Source organism: Pseudoalteromonas luteoviolacea NCIMB 1944 (genome assembly GCF_001625565.1).
In the GTDB taxonomy this organism is placed as follows: Bacteria; Pseudomonadota; Gammaproteobacteria; order Enterobacterales; family Alteromonadaceae; genus Pseudoalteromonas; species Pseudoalteromonas luteoviolacea_F.
In genome coordinates, this window is record NZ_AUXS01000040.1 from 1 (window position 1) to 19,762 (window position 19,762).

At 42.8% G+C, this 19,762-nt stretch carries 18 protein-coding genes; 12 read left to right on the forward strand and 6 right to left on the reverse strand.

What is annotated here, in order from left to right; translation table 11 throughout:
* Nucleotides 1-291 precede the first annotated feature (291 nt).
* From N483_RS14560 to N483_RS14570, 3 genes are all read left to right on the forward strand, one after another.
* Nucleotides 292-1,065 (forward strand): SDR family NAD(P)-dependent oxidoreductase, encoded by a 774-nt coding sequence (locus N483_RS14560; protein ID WP_023398280.1) that lies wholly within the window; start codon nt 292-294, stop codon nt 1,063-1,065.
* A gap of 6 nt (nt 1,066-1,071) precedes the next feature.
* Nucleotides 1,072-2,070, forward strand: a complete 999-nt coding sequence (locus tag N483_RS14565) for an AraC family transcriptional regulator (protein WP_023398279.1) — start codon at nt 1,072-1,074, stop codon at nt 2,068-2,070.
* A gap of 114 nt (nt 2,071-2,184) precedes the next feature.
* Nucleotides 2,185-3,201 carry a serine hydrolase domain-containing protein gene (locus N483_RS14570; protein ID WP_023398278.1) on the forward strand — a complete coding sequence of 339 codons (1,017 nt, stop codon included), beginning with the start codon at nt 2,185-2,187 and terminating at the stop codon, nt 3,199-3,201.
* Nucleotides 3,202-3,246: 45 nt separating this feature from the next.
* On the opposite strand, the gene N483_RS14575 is transcribed toward N483_RS14570, so the two are convergent.
* Both N483_RS14575 and N483_RS14580 read right to left on the reverse strand, forming a co-directional pair.
* Nucleotides 3,247-3,774, reverse strand: coding sequence for a hypothetical protein (locus N483_RS14575; RefSeq protein WP_023398277.1), 528 nt, complete (start codon nt 3,772-3,774; stop codon nt 3,247-3,249).
* Between the two features lie 41 nt (nt 3,775-3,815).
* Nucleotides 3,816-4,694: a DMT family transporter gene (locus N483_RS14580; RefSeq protein WP_023398276.1), complete on the reverse strand. Its 879-nt coding sequence runs from the start codon at nt 4,692-4,694 to the stop codon at nt 3,816-3,818.
* Between the two features lie 448 nt (nt 4,695-5,142).
* On the opposite strand from N483_RS14580, the gene N483_RS14585 reads away from it, so the two are divergent.
* From N483_RS14585 to N483_RS14600, 5 genes are all read left to right on the forward strand, one after another.
* Nucleotides 5,143-5,982, forward strand: a complete 840-nt coding sequence (locus N483_RS14585; RefSeq protein WP_023398275.1) for a helix-turn-helix domain-containing protein — start codon at nt 5,143-5,145, stop codon at nt 5,980-5,982.
* Nucleotides 5,983-6,566: 584 nt separating this feature from the next.
* Nucleotides 6,567-8,657 carry a S8 family serine peptidase gene (locus N483_RS27290; RefSeq protein ID WP_023398274.1) on the forward strand — a complete coding sequence of 697 codons (2,091 nt, stop codon included), beginning with the start codon at nt 6,567-6,569 and terminating at the stop codon, nt 8,655-8,657.
* 264 nt (nt 8,658-8,921) lie between these two features.
* Nucleotides 8,922-10,991 (forward strand): S8 family serine peptidase, encoded by a 2,070-nt coding sequence (locus N483_RS14595; protein ID WP_023398273.1) that lies wholly within the window; start codon nt 8,922-8,924, stop codon nt 10,989-10,991.
* 12 nt (nt 10,992-11,003) lie between these two features.
* Nucleotides 11,004-11,216, forward strand: a complete 213-nt coding sequence (locus N483_RS27025; protein WP_023398272.1) for a hypothetical protein — start codon at nt 11,004-11,006, stop codon at nt 11,214-11,216.
* Between the two features lie 232 nt (nt 11,217-11,448).
* Complete coding sequence (locus N483_RS14600; RefSeq protein WP_023398271.1) at nt 11,449-12,297, forward strand: hypothetical protein; 849 nt, start codon at nt 11,449-11,451, stop codon at nt 12,295-12,297.
* Between the two features lie 58 nt (nt 12,298-12,355).
* Here the strand turns inward: N483_RS14600 and N483_RS14605 are convergent, their stop codons facing one another.
* Nucleotides 12,356-12,571 carry a hypothetical protein gene (locus N483_RS14605; protein ID WP_023398270.1) on the reverse strand — a complete coding sequence of 72 codons (216 nt, stop codon included), beginning with the start codon at nt 12,569-12,571 and terminating at the stop codon, nt 12,356-12,358.
* 29 nt (nt 12,572-12,600) lie between these two features.
* Nucleotides 12,601-13,287: a pirin family protein gene (locus tag N483_RS14610; RefSeq protein ID WP_023398269.1), complete on the reverse strand. Its 687-nt coding sequence runs from the start codon at nt 13,285-13,287 to the stop codon at nt 12,601-12,603.
* Between the two features lie 125 nt (nt 13,288-13,412).
* On the opposite strand from N483_RS14610, the gene N483_RS14615 reads away from it, so the two are divergent.
* From N483_RS14615 to N483_RS14625, 3 genes are all read left to right on the forward strand, one after another.
* Nucleotides 13,413-14,318 carry a LysR family transcriptional regulator gene (locus N483_RS14615; RefSeq protein WP_023398268.1) on the forward strand — a complete coding sequence of 302 codons (906 nt, stop codon included), beginning with the start codon at nt 13,413-13,415 and terminating at the stop codon, nt 14,316-14,318.
* Nucleotides 14,319-14,484: 166 nt separating this feature from the next.
* Complete coding sequence (locus tag N483_RS14620) at nt 14,485-14,898, forward strand: VOC family protein (protein ID WP_023398267.1); 414 nt, start codon at nt 14,485-14,487, stop codon at nt 14,896-14,898.
* A gap of 126 nt (nt 14,899-15,024) precedes the next feature.
* On the forward strand, nt 15,025-15,630 hold the full coding sequence (locus tag N483_RS14625) for a glutathione S-transferase family protein (RefSeq protein ID WP_023398266.1): 606 nt from the start codon (nt 15,025-15,027) through the stop codon (nt 15,628-15,630).
* Between the two features lie 467 nt (nt 15,631-16,097).
* Here the strand turns inward: N483_RS14625 and N483_RS14630 are convergent, their stop codons facing one another.
* Together N483_RS14630 and N483_RS14635 are read right to left on the reverse strand one after the other, a co-directional pair.
* Nucleotides 16,098-16,934: a hypothetical protein gene (locus N483_RS14630; protein ID WP_023398265.1), complete on the reverse strand. Its 837-nt coding sequence runs from the start codon at nt 16,932-16,934 to the stop codon at nt 16,098-16,100.
* A gap of 591 nt (nt 16,935-17,525) precedes the next feature.
* Nucleotides 17,526-18,287 carry a hypothetical protein gene (locus N483_RS14635; protein ID WP_023398264.1) on the reverse strand — a complete coding sequence of 254 codons (762 nt, stop codon included), beginning with the start codon at nt 18,285-18,287 and terminating at the stop codon, nt 17,526-17,528.
* Nucleotides 18,288-18,850: 563 nt separating this feature from the next.
* On the opposite strand from N483_RS14635, the gene N483_RS14640 reads away from it, so the two are divergent.
* Nucleotides 18,851-19,603: a hypothetical protein gene (locus N483_RS14640; protein WP_023398263.1), complete on the forward strand. Its 753-nt coding sequence runs from the start codon at nt 18,851-18,853 to the stop codon at nt 19,601-19,603.
* Nucleotides 19,604-19,762: the final 159 nt, after the last annotated feature.

Sequence of the window (19,762 nt, forward strand, 5' to 3'; positions counted from 1 at the left end):
AGATGGATCCTGACTTTCGTCAGGATGACGGCTGAGGTGCAGTTGAGTTTGATGGCATAGCGTGAGATGGATCCTGACCTTCGTCAGGGTGGCGGCTGAGGTAGTTGATAGCTTGTGGCAACACGGACTTTGACTACTTTCAAACTGTAATGGGGGTTTCCACATTGGCACACTTTGAGTGATGTTGTCGCCTTTTGCATATTGGGTGTCACAAATTGTCAGTGTGTGGCGTGTTTTGAATGTTTATACTGGATTTAATTGTTCAGCGGGGTTTAAGCAGAGGCAAAACAAATGGCAAATACAGCACTTATTACAGGCGCATCGGGTGGTATAGGTTTAGAACTGGCGCATCTTCACGCGCAGCAAGGGGGCGACTTGGTATTAGTTGCTCGCTCTCAAGATAAGCTTAATGCGTTGGCAAAAGAGCTTGAAATAAAATACAGCATCAAAGCGACTGTGATAATTGAAGACCTATCTCAACCGTACGCGGCGCAGCGTATTTTTGATAAAACCAATGCGCTCAATATCGACATTGATGTGCTAATTAATAATGCTGGTTTTGGGGGCCACGGGTTGTTTTACCAGCGCGATCTTGAAGCGGATCAACAAATGGTACAAGTAAATATCACTGCATTGACCGATCTTACTCACTTATATTCAAAAGGCATGATTGCCCGAAAACACGGGCGCATTTTAAATGTGTCTTCCACGGCGTCATTTTTACCGGGACCATTGCAGGCGGTATACTACGCAACAAAAGCCTACGTGACTTCTTATACACAAGCTGTTGCAGAAGAGCTGGACGGCACCGGCGTGACGGCCACTGCACTGTGTCCTGGTGCGGTTAATACAGGTTTTGTGGCGGCGGGGAACCTTGAGGGCGTTGATGTGTGGAAACATGCGAAGTCGGCAAAGTCGGTGGCTGAATGTGGGTATCGAGCGATGCAAAAAGGTAAGCTGGTGGCCTTTAATGAGCATAAATTACAGTTTTTACTAAATTGGATCACACCTTTATTGCCACGCAAAGTGGTGCTTAAGTTATCGCGTCAATCAATGGAAAAGTAACAAGTTATGAAAATTGCTAGCAAGTTTACGGTGCATTCCAATTGTAAAATATTACTCAAAGACATGAATATTGATGTTGAGACAGTGGTGGCTTATTCCAAGTTGCCGGCGGACATACTCAATAGAGATTCGGTAATGCTTTCACCTAAAGAGTATTTCGCTTGGTGGCTGGCGATTGAAAAGGCCGCAGAGGGTCGGGATGTGCCTTTATTGGTTGCTGAACATTTGACCGTTGAGGTTTTCGACGCCCCCTTGTTTGCCGCGCTTTGTAGCCCTGATCTAAACACGGCTCTGTCTCGGATCCAACATTACAAACCGTTAATAGGCCCAATGAAAATGGATCTCGACGTGAGTGAAAAGAGCACCGAAATGGCACTGTCTTGTTATGGGTATGAAGGCGCAGTTCCAACCGTGTTAGCACTGACTGAAATGGTATTTTTCACTAAGCTGTTGCGCTTGGCAACTCGTCATGAAGTGACGCCTTTGGCTGTGGTATTACCGGAATTACCGAATAATTTAGCGGCATACGAAGCATTTTTTGGGTGTAAACCTAAGCTTGGTAACAAGTTGTCTTTGATGTTTAAAGCAGAAGATGCAGTGCGTCCTTTTTTGACGGCAAACTCAGGTATGTGGACTTACTTCGAAGGTGGGCTGAAGCAAAAGCTGGCGGATCTCACAGCGACGGCCACAACTGTGGAGCGTGTGCGTGCGGTGCTGGTTGAATCCCTGCCAGCAGGGCACAGCGATATAGAATTTGTAGCACAAAAGCTGACTATGAGTAAACGTACCCTACAGCGCAAGCTAACCGAGGAACAAACTACTTTTCACCGCGTGTTACAAGATGTGCGCCTACAATTGGCCAAACATTATCTTAGCAGGTCGCATGTGTCTCTCAGTGAAATCGCTTTTTTATTGGGTTATCAAGAATCTAATTCATTTATTCGCGCATTTACTACTTGGTGTGGGGTATCGCCTGGGAGTTACCGGGAGCAGTTGCCGCTATAGCGTGTTCAGCGCAATGCAATCTATTTCAATATAAACATTTGCTTACGTTATTCGTTTTGTTGTGTGTCCGCGCATGTGCTCCAATAAAAGCAGCACAGAAGGAAGGGCACGAATATGCAGTTTGACGATCAAGAAATACAAGCAATAAATAGTGTTGTAGGTTTGTTTTCGCCCAACACTGAACTGGCAGTGGCTAAGTTTGTGGCCGGTGACTGTCACTACTATGGTGCGAGGCACGGTCGCAAAGGTGTTGAGCAAGTCGACAACCGTACATCGGTGTTCGAAATAGGCTCATTAACTAAATTGTTTACTTGTGCAGTGCTAGCACAAATGGTGTGTGAGAAAAAACTGAGTTTAAATGATGCTATAAATGAACATCTAGCGATTGACATTCGTGACAATGCAGAAATTTCCTTTGAGTCTTTGGCAACACACACATCCGGCCTACCCAGACTGCCGCCAGGGCTGCTCTGGCAGGCAATGTTTAAGCGTAAAAACAACCCTTATGCTGCCTATTTGGAATCAGATCTTCTGACGCATCTTGCCCATGATATAAAACTCAACACCAAACGCACACACAATTATTCCAACTTAGGGATGGGATTGCTGGGCTATGTGCTGGCTAAGATGGATGGCATGAATTACGGGCAGCTCCTGCAAAAACGTATTTTTGAACCGCTCAATATGCATCGTAGTTTCTGTAATTGGCGTGATGTTCATGGTGAGTTGGTTATGGGTCTGAGTAAAAGTGGCGAGCCAATCAACAATTGGGATTTAGGGGTATTGCAAGGAGCTGGAGCTGTACTGTCGACCGTTCAAGATCTCGGTCAATTCGCCGCTGCACAATTTGACGGCATGTTGTCTTGGACACAATGCCAACAGCAACTTACGTATGAAAAACGATTTACCAAAATGGCTTTAGGTTGGTATGTATTAGATAGCTCAAATAAAACCGATACCGTGTATTTTCATGATGGAGGAACTGGCGGCTATAGCTCAGTTATGTTGCTAGACTTACAAAATAAGTCAGGCTATATCATTTTATCTAATATTTCAGGGTTGCATAAACTCAAAGGGCAAAAAGTCACTAAGCTCGGCTTTGATCTTATGCGCAAGCTAAAAGGTATTTAACTTCCTTGTTAAAAGCCTGTTTTATTAAAGCCCAGTAAGGAGGCGCTACCATCTATCGCAGTTATGGATATAACGGATCAAACGGCCTTCTTTGAATTCTTTTTCAAAATCACAGCTTGTGAGTCGAAACATAAGCGTTCCATCTTGCAAGGCTTTTGTATCGTGAATATCTCCGGGTAAATAAACATGACACTGCCCGGATTTTTGCAGGTATTTATCTTTTTGCACAGCTGTAAGCGTGCCATCTGGTTGAATAACTTGATGAAACACACCCATCTCAACAGCACCTGTCACTGTTGCGTACAAAACCCAACCATTGCCATGATCGTGGGGGACGCTATAGTCACCTTGCTGTTCTACATGGGCTTGCAAGATAAACCCGTGCTCTTCACTGCGATAAACAATGGTATTGGGAGTTTTGTTTGCGAGCAACGTGTGTACCCAATCATCATCCTTGCAATTGGCTGCGAGTGTTTCTAAAAGTTGTTTACTGTGTTTAGTCAGATCGGCTGTTAAAGGCCCCCATATCTTAGACAGTGCGTTAATAAAAATAGGCAGTGATTGGTTTTTCATAAAACCTCCTAATGATAAGAGAATAAAATCAGAGAATTAGATCAAAGCTTTTGAGATCTAACGGATCTCCAGGTGTAGACTGTGAGTGACAAGAGGATGATCCCGCCGCCAAAAATGCTATCTAAAGGGGGGAATTCTTGAAAAAATAGATAGGCCCAAAAGGTGGCAAAGACGGCTTCGAGCACGAGGGTCATGGATACTTCAGCGGCGCTAATGTAAGTTGTCGCTTTCATAGACAGCACTCTACCTAATGGGGCTGTAAATAAACCCATTGCAGCCATTATTAGCCAAGTATTGGTGGAGTAACTTGACGGCTCGGCATCATAAAGCATGGTTAAGGCCAACAGCATGCCTGCCAAGCCAACTGCCGCGAGTTTACTTATTTGTTGGTATTTTCTAAGTAAAACAAAAAGCAAAGAAAGACTTGTTACTGAGATCAGTGCCATGGTGTCTCCAAACCAATTAAGTGAAGACAGCGAGCCTCTTGCAACAATAATGACGCCAAAGAGCACCAAGGCTATGGGCATCCAGATATCTTTGTTTAACTTTTCACGTAAAATGAGCCAGCTAAATAGTGCTGAAATCACCGGCGTAGTCGCAAGGATTAAAAAAGTATTTGCCACTGTGGTATGTTTTATGCTGACCACGAAGGTGCTACTGCCGATTAGCATCAACAGACTAGCAGCGATAAGCGGCCAACCGCTTTGTTTAACTGCGCGGTAAATTCCTCTTTTATCTATTATGGCTAAAAAGACAGGCATGGATATCGCGGTAAACAACCCGAAAAGGAAAATAGTATCAGTCCCGCCTACACCCGCATATCGAATGAATATGGGGTCAAAGCTCATCAATAATATCCCTAGTATCGCGGTAGATAATCCTAGAAACTGCGTGTTTGAAAACAGAGTATTTATGTTCATTGTTCCACCTGAGATATAAAAAATGTGCAATTATTTTTTCACTCTCTCAGGTGCTGATAAATGGACGATCTTTCTATTTTGTGGCACTTTTTGCCCATGAAGTGTTTGGTGTTTTCAGTAATTACTTTAGCAGTATTTTTAAGTCTTTAATCTAAAACACTTTGTCTCTTCTTCGAGTTATTCTAGATAGCACTTTAAATTTTTGATGAAGAGTTTGCTTTATCTTCCTTCAATTAGGTTGGTTTACCAAAATGTTCAAATAATCCTATAAATTAGTCTAATTATGCGCTTTAAAGTTTGCCGCGGTAATGCATACTTTGACTATCTACAACTGTGCAACGAGGCAAAGTGAAATAAATACAGTCATGGGCAATGAGACTATTCTAAGAGGTTGCAATCTTGGGCGTGATAGCCAATTTTATCAAAACGCTTAATTGTTGGGGGAAACATGCTAGATACCAAAAGGCTGCCTAAAGGGACATCATTTGATGTGGAGTTTTTAGATGTTGATGCAGTGCCTGAATCTCCACAACCCCATCGACATGAATACTATGAGGTTTTTTGGGTCCTTTCTGGTGAGGGAAAACAAAGTATAGATTTTGTAGAGTATGCTATGTTACCGCGCAGAATGTTCTTTATTACACCTGGGCAGGTCCATGACGTTCACGAACTGCCGGACAATATTTATGCAATTTCCTTTAACGCCGAATTTATCGACTCGCAGATTAAAAGTCAGCAGCCTATCGGTAAACTCTTTTTGCAAAATCGCAGCGATGCTCCTTTCATCACGTTAGATAAAGTAGGTGATCAGCACTTAAGGAGTTTAATAAAGATCATTGAGGATGAGCTAGCTTTAGCATCTCCGGATAGAGATATGATGAGTAACCTTCTGGTCTCTTTTTTACGCTATGTCATGCGATATCTAGGCCCTGAGGCATTCTCGCAGACTCGGCAAGACCAAAGAATGATCCAATTACTGAAGCTTATCGACGACAATTTCTCTCAGCACAAGGATACCCGTTTTTACGCGCAACAGTTAGCTATGACAAATAAGCGATTAAGTGAGCTAACCAAAGTACAGTTTGGTAAATCCGTGACGCAATTATTGCACGAAAAAGTACTGGTTGAATCAAGGCGCTTACTTGCTTTTTCAAATAAAAACATCAAAACAATTTCTTATGATCTGGGGTATGACGACACTAGTTATTTTTGCCGTTTCTTCAAAAAGCAAACTGGTGTCTCACCCCAACAATTTAGAGTTCAGTGGCTTGGAAAACAGCCAATATAAGCAATTAGCAGTGATAATGGATGCTAATATGTACAATCGGTACACTATTTTTGCATAGAAGAGGGGTTGCACAGTAGCGGATTTAGCACTGACCAAACAACATTGACGTTTACATGTATCCATTAATGTAATGAGACAATAGACTTACATATCAATCACTCAGAGTTGTAAGCTTCAAGATCACAATCCTGCTGTTACATCTGTTTTAAATTGTCAGCGAACTTAGCTGATGAACATGCCCAATTTGCGCTCAACATCGCACTTCAAACAACACCTTGTGTGAATCAAAGGTTAAAAATATGTATACAATCAATTTTATATTGTATACATTGTATTCGGGCTTATGATTTCTATAGATAAAATGAAACAGACAATAGGGCGGTTTTTTCGGGGCCACATCTTGTGTGATTAGCTTGGTGTATTGCAATGGCCACTAAGATTGCAAAAAAGTTAGTAACACACTCAACATAGTGAACTATCGCTAAATGAGAGATTGCATGTGGCTGAAATAAAAGATGTTTTGTGGCGCACTGAGTTTAGTAGCATACAAAACATTTAATTATGAGCATGTAAGGACAGTCATCATGAATAATGTATATGTTGGTACAGACAAACGAAGATGCGGCAAGCTGTCGCTGATCAATTTGGGGCTTTTAGGTGCCTTATTATCCAATAATTTGCTCGCACAGGACGATTCACAGCGTTATATCGTCAAAATGAATGACGCTGCAATTTCACAGCGTTTGAGTCTTCAGGGTATGCAAGGTGAGCATCTTGCACTGGCAAAAACACAGCTGATGGTACATTTAGCTAAAGACATCGATAGCCAAGTTTTACGTGCTTTACCCAATCAAAATGCGTTTGCTGCAAAGTTATCGGAGCGCCAATATCAAGCGTTGTTAAAGCATCCAGATACAGCGTATATTGAAGTAGATCCAAAGCGGTATTTGGCTGCTGAAACAATTCCTTATGGGATAGATTTGGTTCAAGCTAGGCTGTTGTCAGATGCACAAGCAAGCAATGTGAAAGTCTGTGTGATGGATACCGGTTATTCACCTGATCATCCTGACTTACCGAGTACTGGCGTAACCGGAGATGATGGTCATGGTGAGTACGACACTGGCGATTGGTTTCATGATGGGCATGGTCACGGCACCCATGTTGCAGGCACCATTTCTGCCCTTGGCGGAAATGGCCTCGGCGTTGTCGGTGTAAACCCGTCTGGCACAGTTGGGCTGCATATTGTCAAAGTATTTGATGATAAGGGAGAGTGGACTTACGGATCTGAAATTACGTTTGCGGTAGAGCAGTGTGCTGACGCTGGCGCTGATATCATTAATATGAGCTTGGGCGGCACGTCATTTTCTGCGGTGGAAAACGACGCGTTTAATCGAACCTATGCCGAAGGTATCTTGCATATCGCGGCGGCCGGCAACAATGGCTCTTCAATGGAGCACTATCCAGCGTCTTACGACAATGTAATATCGGTCGCTGCGGTCGACAAACACAGCAACAGGGCGAGCTTTTCCCAGTTTCATGGTCAAGTTGAGCTGGCAGCGCCGGGAGTTGAGGTTAACTCAACACTACCTGGTAACCGTTATGCAGCATGGAGTGGCACGTCTATGGCGACACCTCATGTGACAGGTGTTGCCGCGCTGGTGTGGAGTAATCATCGTGAATGTTCCAATGCGCATATTCGCAATGCGTTGGTATTAAGTGCGCAAGATAGAGGCACGGATGGTCGAGACCAATATTATGGCTACGGGATCGTGCAGGCTAAGGCCGCAAGTGACTACTTAACTGAACATGGTTGCGACGGTGCACTCAATCAGCAACCCGTTGCAAACTATCGCCATTCGATAGACGCACAAACGGTGTCTTTTATTGATCAGTCCATCGATGACAGCGCTGTTATTAGTCATTTTTGGCAGTTCAACGATGTGAACAATCCAGAGAAAGATACTTCAGCGGAGCAAAACCCAACTTACACTTATATAAATGATGGTCGTTATTATGTCACTTTACTTGCAACCGATGCTCAAGGCAAAGCGAGTATCAGCCAGCAAGAGGTGATAGTTAACAGTGGCCTACCCGATGAATGTGAAGGGCTGCCTGCATTTTCTGTGCACCAAACGTATGCACCTGGCGATCGGGTTTTTTATCAAAACTACAAATACATTGCGAAACAAGACACGTTTGCAACCTATCCAACGCGTTATCCTGATATTTGGCAAAAACAAGGTCGTTGTTATGCAGCTAACGTTGCGCCCACAGCGGATTTCAGCGCTCAGGCAAATGGCTTAACTGTCAAATTTATTAATAATTCTTGGGATGACAATGGCATTGTCAGTTATCAATGGGATTTTGGTGACGGCAATCTCTCCTCACACGAAGCGCCTACCCACACCTTTGCCACCAAAGGTGAGTATACAATTACGTTGACGGTACAAGACCAAGCTCAGATTTCTAGCAGTAAAGTGATGATATTGAGAGTCGATCAAGGTGTTCAAACGTGCGGTGGACTCCCTGCTTGGCAAGCCAACAAAACCTACGTGAAGGACGATCAAGTCCATCTCAATAACGTCAAATACACGGCGAAATGGTCCACACGGAAAAACCCTGAGCAATATTCTGGCCGTTGGGATGTGTGGATCAACAACGGGCAGTGTGACTAATTCGGTTTCATTACTTACCAATCAGTATGCATAGGGGCATAAATTTGAGTGTGCAAATTTGCTGATAACCCATGGCAAGTCGTTTGAGTAGTTAGCGTCAACTGGAACGTATTGCCGGGGGAATGCAATTTAATTGCCATTCTTGTGACTCTGTTCATGCCGATTGGTATTAGCTAACCAACCTGGGGTGGGTTCGCCCACCTTTTTATTCTAATCCACCTTGGTCACGGTTTGTGTGACCAAGGTGTTTCAATTGAGCTAATTATGAATAACGCCAAAGTCTCTTTTAAGCCCAACAGAATAACTGCTTGGGGTTTAGTTTTGTCTTTATCTTTTTTCTCTCATCTCATCGTGGCTGGCCAGCAGAGCAAACATGTAGCCATTGAGGATAATCGCTATATCGTGACATTTAATGCCCCTAAAGTGCAGGGCCTATCAGTTACTCAACAACTTGAACATGCCAAGGGGTATCTCAATATACAGGCTGAAAAACTATCAACGCAGCCACAGCAACATCTTTTAGAGCAATATGCAATGGCGTTAACGCTAACGCCGGATCAGTATCTCAGCTTAAAAAACCATCCTGATGTTCAATCAATTGAAGTGGACCCCAAGCGATATTTAAGTGCGCAGACTACACCATACGGCATTAGAATGGTCGAAGCAGATCTACTCCGTGATATCGGTGCACCGCACCGAAAAGTGTGTATTTTAGATACTGGCTATACTTTGGGCCACCCTGATTTGCCAAACTTAGGTATCACAGGTAGTGATGGTTATGGAGAGCACAACACCGGTCATTGGTATCAGGATGGTCATGGCCATGGAACCCATGTTGCCGGGACCGTCGCCGCGATTGGTAACAATGACCTTGGCGTTGTGGGCGTGAACCCTTCAGGCACGCTAGGCTTGCATATTGTCAAAGTTTTCAACAACGGCGGAGGTTGGGCCTATGGTTCAGACATTGCCGCCGCAATATATCAATGTGTTGCTGCGGGTGCCCAAATTACTAGCATGAGCTTAGGGGGTGGGCAGCCCTCAGAAGCTGAGCGTATTGCTTTTAATGACACGTATGCACAAGGCGTATTGCACATCGCCGCCGCTGGCAATAGTGGCGTGCAAAGTCAGCACTATCCGGCATCTTATGACAATGTTGTTGCGGTTGCGGCAGTTGATGAACAAGGTGAACGCGCGAGCTTTTCGACCCATAATGATCAGGTTGAGCTGGCAGCGCCGGGTGTTGACGTGCTTTCTACTTTAAACTCTGGCGATTACGGTACCATGAGTGGCACTTCTATGGCGACGCCCCATGTTTCGGGGGTTGCTGCATTAATTTGGGGGCATCACCCAAATTGTAGCAATGCGCAGATCCGCAACGCGCTGCAAGCAACTGCTCAAGATAGAGGAGAGCTAGGCCGAGATGACTACTATGGATTCGGTATTGTTAAAGCCTTTGCCGCTAATGAGTACCTAAAAAACCTCAAGTGCCAACCAGTAACGGGTTTACCTATGGCCGACTTTACCCACGAAGCGGTGCATTTAACCGTGTCATTTCAAGATGCATCGCATGATGACCAAGGGATCGTTTCGTATTTTTGGGAATTCGGTGATGGCAACAGTTCGACACAGCGATCACCTACCCATGCTTATGCCAAAGAGGGCGTCTATGTAGTCAAACTAAAGGTGACAAACACAGATAACATTCAAGGGTTTAAGGTAAAGCAGCTGGGTATTGATGATGGTATAGCGCCAATTTGTGAAGACCGACCACTGTGGAATAGCCGTACAGAATACCGAAAAGGGGACAAAGTAAAATATCAAAACAACAAATACACCGCGATTCATTGGGGAACTGGCGCGCAGCCTGCCGCGTATCCGAATGTATGGCAATTTGATGGCACTTGCACAACCAATGATGGTGCGCCAACAGCACACTTTACCTACCAGGCGGAACAGTTAACGTTGCACTTAATCGATAGCTCTAGTGATGACGGCGAGATAGTGACTTATCTGTGGGACTTTGGTGATGGCTTCACCTCACAACAAGGGGCTGTCAGTCACCAATATGCCAAAGCGGGCAACTACCTTGTTACCCTACGTGTCGCCGACAATGAAGGTTTATCAGCGGAGTTTTCTCAACAAATTCAAATTGGTGAAAAGCCTCCGGGTTGCACTGGCAGTACCCCATGGTCGGCGACAGTCGCTTATGGTCAAGGAAAAACAGTCCACCTCAATGACATAGAATATCGGGCTCGCTGGTGGAATCGAGGCATAAAGCCAGCGCAAAATCATGGTGCTGGACAGCCATGGGCAAAGCTCGATTCGTGTTTGTAAAGGGGGTTGACAATGTCTATGAAATTCCAATGTTCATCTTTACTGATCACCAGTATGGTGCTGCCTTGCATTGCCATCGCACAGAGCACGGCTCACCACTACATTGTTAAGTTAAAGGACACGCCTTGGCAGCAAAGTTCCTATCCGCCGCTTGACCCCGATATCACACTTGCCCATTCCCCCTTAAACCCCGGTAAAATATTTCTAACCTCTATATTCGACTGATACGAACCCTTTAACTTAGTCAATATTTCAGTTATAGCTATAGACTGTGAATGCACAAACATGAGCACAGCTTACCGTGAATGAGGAAACCAAGCTTTTGGTGGATATATTTAACCTTGCCTACATGTAACAATTTCACAACAAAATTTTGTAATTATTTTCTTTCGCTCGGAGTCTATAGCGGTAGATATCTGTAATTGATCAAAAAAACAACTAACTTAAAGGTATATACATGAAACTTAGTAAAAGGATTGTTCTGGCTTCACTTTTCGCAGCGCCCTGTGCATTTGCGCAAAACGTTGTGATTAATTTTGATGATTCACTTGATGGTGTTAACCATGCAACCAACTCGATTTCAATAAACTTAACTCAACAGGGAAATATGCTTATTGGCAACGATGGCCAATACGTGACTTTGTCAGGTGAAGTTGAAGAAACCAATAACGCTTTCTACGGCAGTGGTCTAGAGCCTAGAGTTCACTTTAAACTCAATGACAATGGCAACGTAAAATGGTTTACAGGTACTCGAAACGCCGCAAATGTCTGGACTGGCACTTGGTACGGCTCTAACGGCAGCAAGGGGGACTTTGGCTTTGAATACAGTGATGCTTTAACAACCCCACCTGCATGTTCTGATGTTGTCCGTCTGGACTCAGATCCGGTATTCTCTGGAGGGGAATTTGATTACACCAGACCTCTGAATGAGACTTGCCTGATGGATACAGATGATGCAACGAAAGGTATTTATTTGCAGTCAGACACGGGCGGTCTACCTTTCCCCATGTCGTTTTCAATAGAGCTGAAAAGAAACTTTACCATACAGTCTTTCAAATTAGGCACGTACAATAACGGTCAAGGCAATAGATTAACGACATTTACGCTGGAAGCATGGGAAAATGGCGCTTGGGCCAAAAAGGGTGACTTTGAGTTTACCTCTAGTATTCCTAGCAAGGGATTTGTCAGAGAGCTTTACAGATTACCTGAGGCCGTAACAACTTCTAAAATCAGAATCTCTGCAACGGGTACGGCTGACTATTATAATGCAGGCCGCGTGCTTATGTATGGCTTGTCATTTCATTGATAACTTATCGTAGATAGACAGCTTAACCACCCACACTGTGGGTGGTACTATGCAGTCATCATTGTGCGTTATTCCTTGAAAGTAGCTTTACCGCTATCGGCATGACGACGTAAGAGATCACGGGCACGATAAGTGCTACAGCAATGGCAACATGCAGCAGTTTATTTGCGCCAATAAATGGCGCTATCAGTTCAGGAATAAAATACACCAGTGGCAGTAATGCAATGTAGTTGATCAAAGCCAATACATGTTGATTAGGTGTTGTGGTTTTCATAGTCATTGCTCCTATTGATTAAACTGAGGTTAGCGATGAGAGACAACGAGTAGTTGTGTATGCGCTTTAGCGACGATGTTTAGCTCTGTATTTCTAACTAAATCACCTTCTTTTATATCAATGGATCCATCTATGTGGCGCAGCTCCGCGTTACCTGCAATGATATAAACCAAGGCATCATTGGTTATCTCGATACTGTCAGCGGTATCTAAATGGACGATGTCCATTGTCGTGGCGCTGGCAAAGGTATCTGTTTGTGATTGGCTGCCGCCATAAATGCGTGTTGTACCTTTTGTTTTAGGTGTATAAGACTTATATTCAGCAGCTTGCCCAGATACTTCTGGTAGTGCCCACACCTGTAACATGCGATTAGGTTGGTCATCTGGGTTAATTTCATTGTGGCTGAATCCTTCACCGCCCGCCCTTTGAACTTGCACATCACCTGCGATTAAATCTTTGCCGTGCTCGAGCGAACCTTCGTGACTGACGCGCCCCTCTAGCACAATTGAAATGACATCAATTTCGCTGTGTGGGTGCATACCTGATTGGCCGTGTGGCAAGTAACGAGCGTCTGCAAGGTAGACCATGCTGCCCAACCCTTCAAATGTTTCTGGCTTTTTACGTCCTGCAAATACTCGGCTGTCGGTTACAAGTCTGTGCTCTGTGATCCCTGCAAATCCGCCTAACTGTAATGTGTCTCTAGAAAGAATATTCATCGTGGTTTCCTTTTGTGTTTAATCTGTTTCGAAGTGATGAGTAAAGTCTAAGGAAAGCCGGTTGTTTTATATATACCTATAAAATAAAATTACTTTTCCACATTCAACAACAATAGGGGTGAGTAATGGAGAAAACAGATCTGAATTCAATGCTGTTATTTTTAGCCGTCGTTGATGCGGGCAGTTTTACCTTGGCGGCTGAGCGTCTCAATATGCCAAAGGCCAATTTAAGCCGAAAAATTACACAACTTGAAGCGAATTTGGGGATCACGCTTTTGCAGCGCACCACCCGTTCGCAACATTTAACTGAAGCCGGCAGAACGTACCTTACGCACTGTCGGCAAATTAAAGAGCAGGTTGAGTTGGCCAATGCCAGTGTTGCGCAAGCGCTTACCGAGGTATCCGGCGAACTCAAAGTTGGTATGTCTGTTGGTATGGGGCATGAGATCCTTAAACCGGTACTGAGTCAGTTTATGCGTGCGCACCCACAGGTCAATTTACAACTCAGTTTACTAAACCGCCGTGTCGATGTGATTGATGAAGGGTTTGACTTGGTGATACGTATCGGCGAATTGGCCGATTCTCGTTTGATTGCCAAACGCTTAGGATGTGTTTCTCGCAGGTTGTACGCAAGTTACAGTTATATGAAGCAGTACGGTCCGATAGCATCGCCTCATGAGCTTGAAAATCACGCTGTGTTACTGATGAGTAGTATTCAAAAATCTGAAATGATCCGTCTTCAAAATGGGGCGCAACAGTGTGATATCTCAGTTGTCCCAAGAATGCGTGTTGACGACTACGTGGTGCTTAAACAAATGGTCTTGGATGGGATGGGCACCGCCATATTGCCAGACTACATGTGTGCACAAGAACCAGAACAAAGCATATTGCTTCGTGTCCTACCTCACTGGCAGTTGCCTGCAGTGGAGGTGTATGCACTGTATCCAAAAAACCGTTTACACATTCCCAAAGTTCGCGCCTTTGTAGAGTTTATCCAGAGTGTATTTGCTGAGCGCTTGTCACATCTATAAAAAGTATAAAAAAGTCTTTACCTCAAGTTAAGTTGAGCTTTTAAGGTGTGTTCAACTCAAAGGAGGAAAGACAATGAAAACACTCATCAAAGCTTATATAGCGCAATTAATTTTTGATAAAAACTCAACGTTTAATCACACCATGGAAAACAAATAAGGCGCGCGTATGTACTTAGAACATGTCAATCTTGTAGTCAAAAATATAGAGTCGGCACTGCACTTTTATCGGGCTGCCTTTCCCCATTGGAAGGTGAGAAGTAAAGGTCATGGGGAGTGGTTTGGCAAGCCAAGACAGTGGCTTCATTTTGGTGACGACTTCCATTATCTTGCTTTTAGTGATCATGGCGAAGGCGAAAACAAGGTGCTATCTGGACATCAGGTCGGCCTTGGTCACTTTGCTTATGTCGTGAATTGTTTAGAAGGTGTGATTAAGCGCTTGAATGATGCGGGTTATAAGGTGGACAAGACCGGTGCGCAGCACCCTTATCGTAAAAATGTTTACTTTATTGACCCTGATGGTTTTGAGGTGGAGTTTGTAGAGTATCAAAGCGATTTACCTGCTCAGCGCAACAGTGATTAACGTGTGTTGCAATCTTCAAAAATACTTCATTTACTCGGTAGGGCGTCTATGAAAAACTATCTGTGGTAGCCGGGTGAGCCATCACCCGACGCAGATATAAAATTACAGTAAAAGGATCCTTTTGGTATGTCAGGTATCACCTTATATAGTTTTTCACGTTCTGGAAATAGTCATAAAATTAGGCACTTTTTATCTATTCTAGGGATAGAATATGAGTTAAAGCTGTTAGATCCACACACTCAAGAGCACAAATCCGATCATTTTTTAGCGCTAAACCCGTTGGGTCAGGTACCTGTGTTGGTTGATGGTGATGCGGTAATTTGTGACTCAAATGCGATACTCGTATACCTTGCTGAAAAGTACGATGAAGATAAAACTTGGTATCCGCAAAATGCTTTACTTCGCGCCGAGATACAGAAGTTCTTATCTATGTCAGCCGGAGAGGTGCTCAATGGTCCAAATTTATATCGCGGTATCAAAGTGATTGGAAAACCTGGTGATTTGGAGCAAACCTACGACAAGACGATTCACTTTTTCACCTATCTTGATAAGCACTTAAACGACAGAAACTATTTGCTAGGTACTAAACCGAGTATTGCGGATATTGCGTTGTACACGTATCCAAAATTGGCTGTAAAGTCGGGCATAAACCTCAGTGACTTCGGCAATATTGCCGATTGGTTTGCCAGAATTGAAAGCGGCTTACACTATGTCAGTGCACCTGAAAAATAATGTCTTAAGTGGGCATGATTAGTTGCACAAATTGCCGTATCTAAGTGGATTAAATGCGGCAATACGACAATAGTGCTTGTGGCTATTTGTTGAATTCAGCCTGTTTTTCGTCGGTTAATTGTACTTGTTTCATATGTACAAAGACCTAATCAATGGACACGTATGGATAGAATGAATCTTCGCGATTTTTCCACCACTTCAAAAGCGAAATAAAGTGTTTTATGCGTGACCGATCTCCCTTTGAGCGCTTAGCTTATGAGCTCTAAAAACAGGCCATTTACTGCGAAGTGTGTCGCGCTCGCATTTTTCAAAGCCAAGGGGAGGCTTTAAGATTTAGCTTGAGATGTGTTTGGCTATTTTAAACAGGTGTGCAAGGTAAAACTAGAAAGTGTGAACAAGACTGAAGGGCCTAGCTCACACAATTAATCGTTCATTGAGACGCTAAATTTGCGTTAAGCGGATGGAGGTTAATAGGGACTCCAATAACAAACGAGTTGTCCTTTCATTATTCCACTAGATGCTGTACCGGTCGAACTTAAGACACAAGTATATTCACCTTCAAAAAAACCGAATAGAGAGTCCCAAACTGCGTTGAAGCGTTTAACTTCTTCTCTTGAAGTTATACGCGCTTCATAATTTACCGTCACACCAGAGTTAGTGTTGATAGTTACGTCAAAATCTACGTTGTCACAAAACCTTTCAACTGGTCGACACATTGTGTGAGGTACTCGTTTACCATTAGATAGTTTGTAACTGTTAATGACGATATTCGGGTTATCGTTTTTACCATTGAACTTTTTAAGATAATCAACAATTGCAATTGCTGAATCAGTCCCGAGCTGTGTTGCTAAGGCATTTGAATAACTATCTACTGGCCCTGTTTGGCTTTGCGGCGGATTTGATTGGGTACGCACCTGTGTTGTGCGCATCGGCGAAACACGTTCAGGTTCGTTATTAATGTCTACAGTCTGAATATCATCACCACCATGGGGCGTACAACCATTACGCGGATCCATACATGGATCTGCGGTCACATATCGGTATGTGTATAATCGTTTATTGCGGCTACTGTTGATAAAACCTTCGAGGATATCGTTTGCATGTCTATTAGACATACAGTATCCATTGTTTGAATAACAGTCTGTCTCAAATGAGAGATTGACGATGCGTTGATTTTCATAAGTAGGAATAACTTTAATTTCCTCGCCTTCAACGCTCTTAAAATACAGTCCCTCAAAAGCCAAGGATGTAAAAGGTATTAAAAAGTTGCCGAGCATCATGCTCATCATTACAAAAAACTTCATGTTATCTCCTTTAAACTTTTTTTGTAAATGAAAACAAATGGTAACATATTGGTTGCATATATTACCATTTGTTTAATTTGCCGTCTTTAATGGAAGCATATTAAAATATTTCAATACTCAATCTTAGGAATGTTAGGTGCGGGTCCGATTAGATAAACGTATTACCGTATTTAAGTAGCGTAAACACGGTAATACGATAAAAGTTGCTTGGACTTGTTAATGAATTCAAGTCTGTTTGTCGTCGGTGAATTTTACTTGTCGCATGATTCCCAAAGACCTAATCAATGGACACGTATAGGTAGAATAAATCTTCGCGATTTTTCCACCACTTCAAAAGCGAAATAAAGTGTTTTATGCGTAACTTATTCCCCCTCTTAGCGCCTAGCTTATGGGCTCTAAAAAGCAGGCTATTTACTGCGATTGTGTCGCGTTCGCATTGTTCAAAGCTAAGGGGAGCTTTAAGATTTAGCTGTGTTTGGCTATTTTAAACTGGTGTGCAAGGCAATACTAGAAGTGTGAACGAGGCAGAAGCGCCTAGCTCACACATTAGTCGTTCATTGAGACGCTAAAGTTGCGTTAAGCGGATGGAGGTTAATAGGGGCTCCAATAACAAATCAGCTGTCCTTTCATAATGCCATTAGATGAAGTACCGGTCTCACCTATGACGCACGTATACTCACCTTCAAAAAATTTAGATAGTGACTTCCAAATTGCATTGTAACGCTCTATTTCTGCTAGCGAATTTACACGTTCCTCAAAATTAACCGTCACACCAGAGCCTGGGTTGATAGTCACATCCATGTCTATTATGTCACAAAATCTTTCAACTGGCCGACACATTGTGACAGGTACTCTTTTACCATTAGTCAGTTTGTAACTAGTAATGATGATAGTCGGGTTATCATTTTTACCATTGGACTTTTTAAGATAATCAACAATTGCAATCGTTGAACCAGTCCCAAGCTGTGTTGTGCGCATCGGCGAAACACGTTCAGGTTCGTTATTAATGTCTACAGTCTGAATATCATCACCACCATGAGGCGTACAACCATTACGCGGATCCATACATGGATCTGCGGTCACATATCGGTATGTGTATAATCGTTTATTGCGGCTACTGTTGATAAAACCTTCGAGGATATCGTTTGCATGTCTATTAGACATACAGTATCCATTGTTTGAATAACAGTCTGTCTCAAATGAGAGATTGACGATGCGTTGATTTTCATAAGTAGGAATAACTTTAATTTCCTCGCCTTCAACGGTCTTAAAATACAGTCCCTCAAAAGCCAAGGATGTAAAAGGTATTAAAAAGCTGCCGAGCATCATGCTCATCATTACAAAAAACTTCATGTTATCTCCTTTAAACTTTTTTTGTAAATGAAAACAAATGGTAACTTGGTGGGGGTTTTTATGTAAAGTTTTGATTGAATTTATCCATTTAAAGGGAAGCGAATTAAAATATTTCAATACTCAATCTTAGGAATGTCAGGTGTGGGTCCGATTAGATAAACGTATTACCGCATTATAAGTGGATTAAATACGGTAAAAATTGTTTGGACTACTTATTGAATAGAAGAGCCTGAGCTTTTATTTTTGACAACTATATAATAATTATATTTATAAGTTACAAGGGGTTATCTTTTTTATCTGAATAAGTCTAACGTACAAAACCCGAAAATCAATTAAGTAAAAATGTTTGACTTATTATTTTAAATCGTCATTATTAGTGAGGTACATGGCACAGATATGCGGCGAATTTGATTGCTGACATTACAAGTATTGATTGCGTTGACCCGATGCGTTTAGCGTGATGACTGAGGTGTTTTGCAAACGCATAGGTGGAGATTCGTGTACTTAAAATAATTAGTAAAAATAATAGACTTATTAAGCGGTGATTTTAAAAGGAGATTGTTATGAAATTGTCCCATGCTCTCGCAGCCAGTGTTTTGATAGCTGGAAATGTATACGCATTAGAACCAGTTTACGATGCAGATAGCAACGCAGGTAGAATAACTCAATATAATCATGGACCTGTGAAAAGTGTCATGGTGCAAACTAGTTCTGCGCACTATTTTGCGGCATACCTAACCCTGAATGAGCAGGCCAGTTGCACTGATGCAGGGCTCTACAATGAAGCGGGTAACAAACTAATCGCGCAGCTGAAAGTGGCTGACAATAAATCAATATCAGGTCCTGTAGCTGAGGGTCACGAAACCTTAGCTAAGGTACTCAAAGTCACTTGCTATGACGCTGAAGGCAGCAGTTATAGTGTGCATCATAAAGTGCCAGCAGCCCCCGCCATTACTTATGATAGAGCAATACAGTTTGATAATTGGAATGCAGGAAATGGTAGAGTGCCCGGGTACTTTGAGTCGGTATATTTGACGAGCCAACTATCAGTTAATACATTTGCACCTGATGGACAGTGCAGTATTCTTCGATTTCCAAATGGCGATGTGCCAGCATTATTTAACGGAAAGTTCAGCGTCGAAAATGTACACAGTGATTTTTATAGCCATGGAGGAAAAGCCGCTTACGACGCGTATAGTTCATCGCTCACTTACGCTATAAGATGTGTCAATGCCGGCGGTATGACACTGCTGTTTGATGAGTGGACTATCCATGAGTTTGCTCAAATTGGTGAGTTAAGTACTAACTATTATTAACTTTAACGGATAAAGGGATGAGATTATTCATCCCTTTATATTTAAAATTTATTACAAGTGTAACTTTTTTGATCATTTCCTTAACAAGACACTTCAAGTCCATTATGCTAGTGGCGATATTTCACTCAAGTATTTTTTAAAATATAAATAACAATAGAT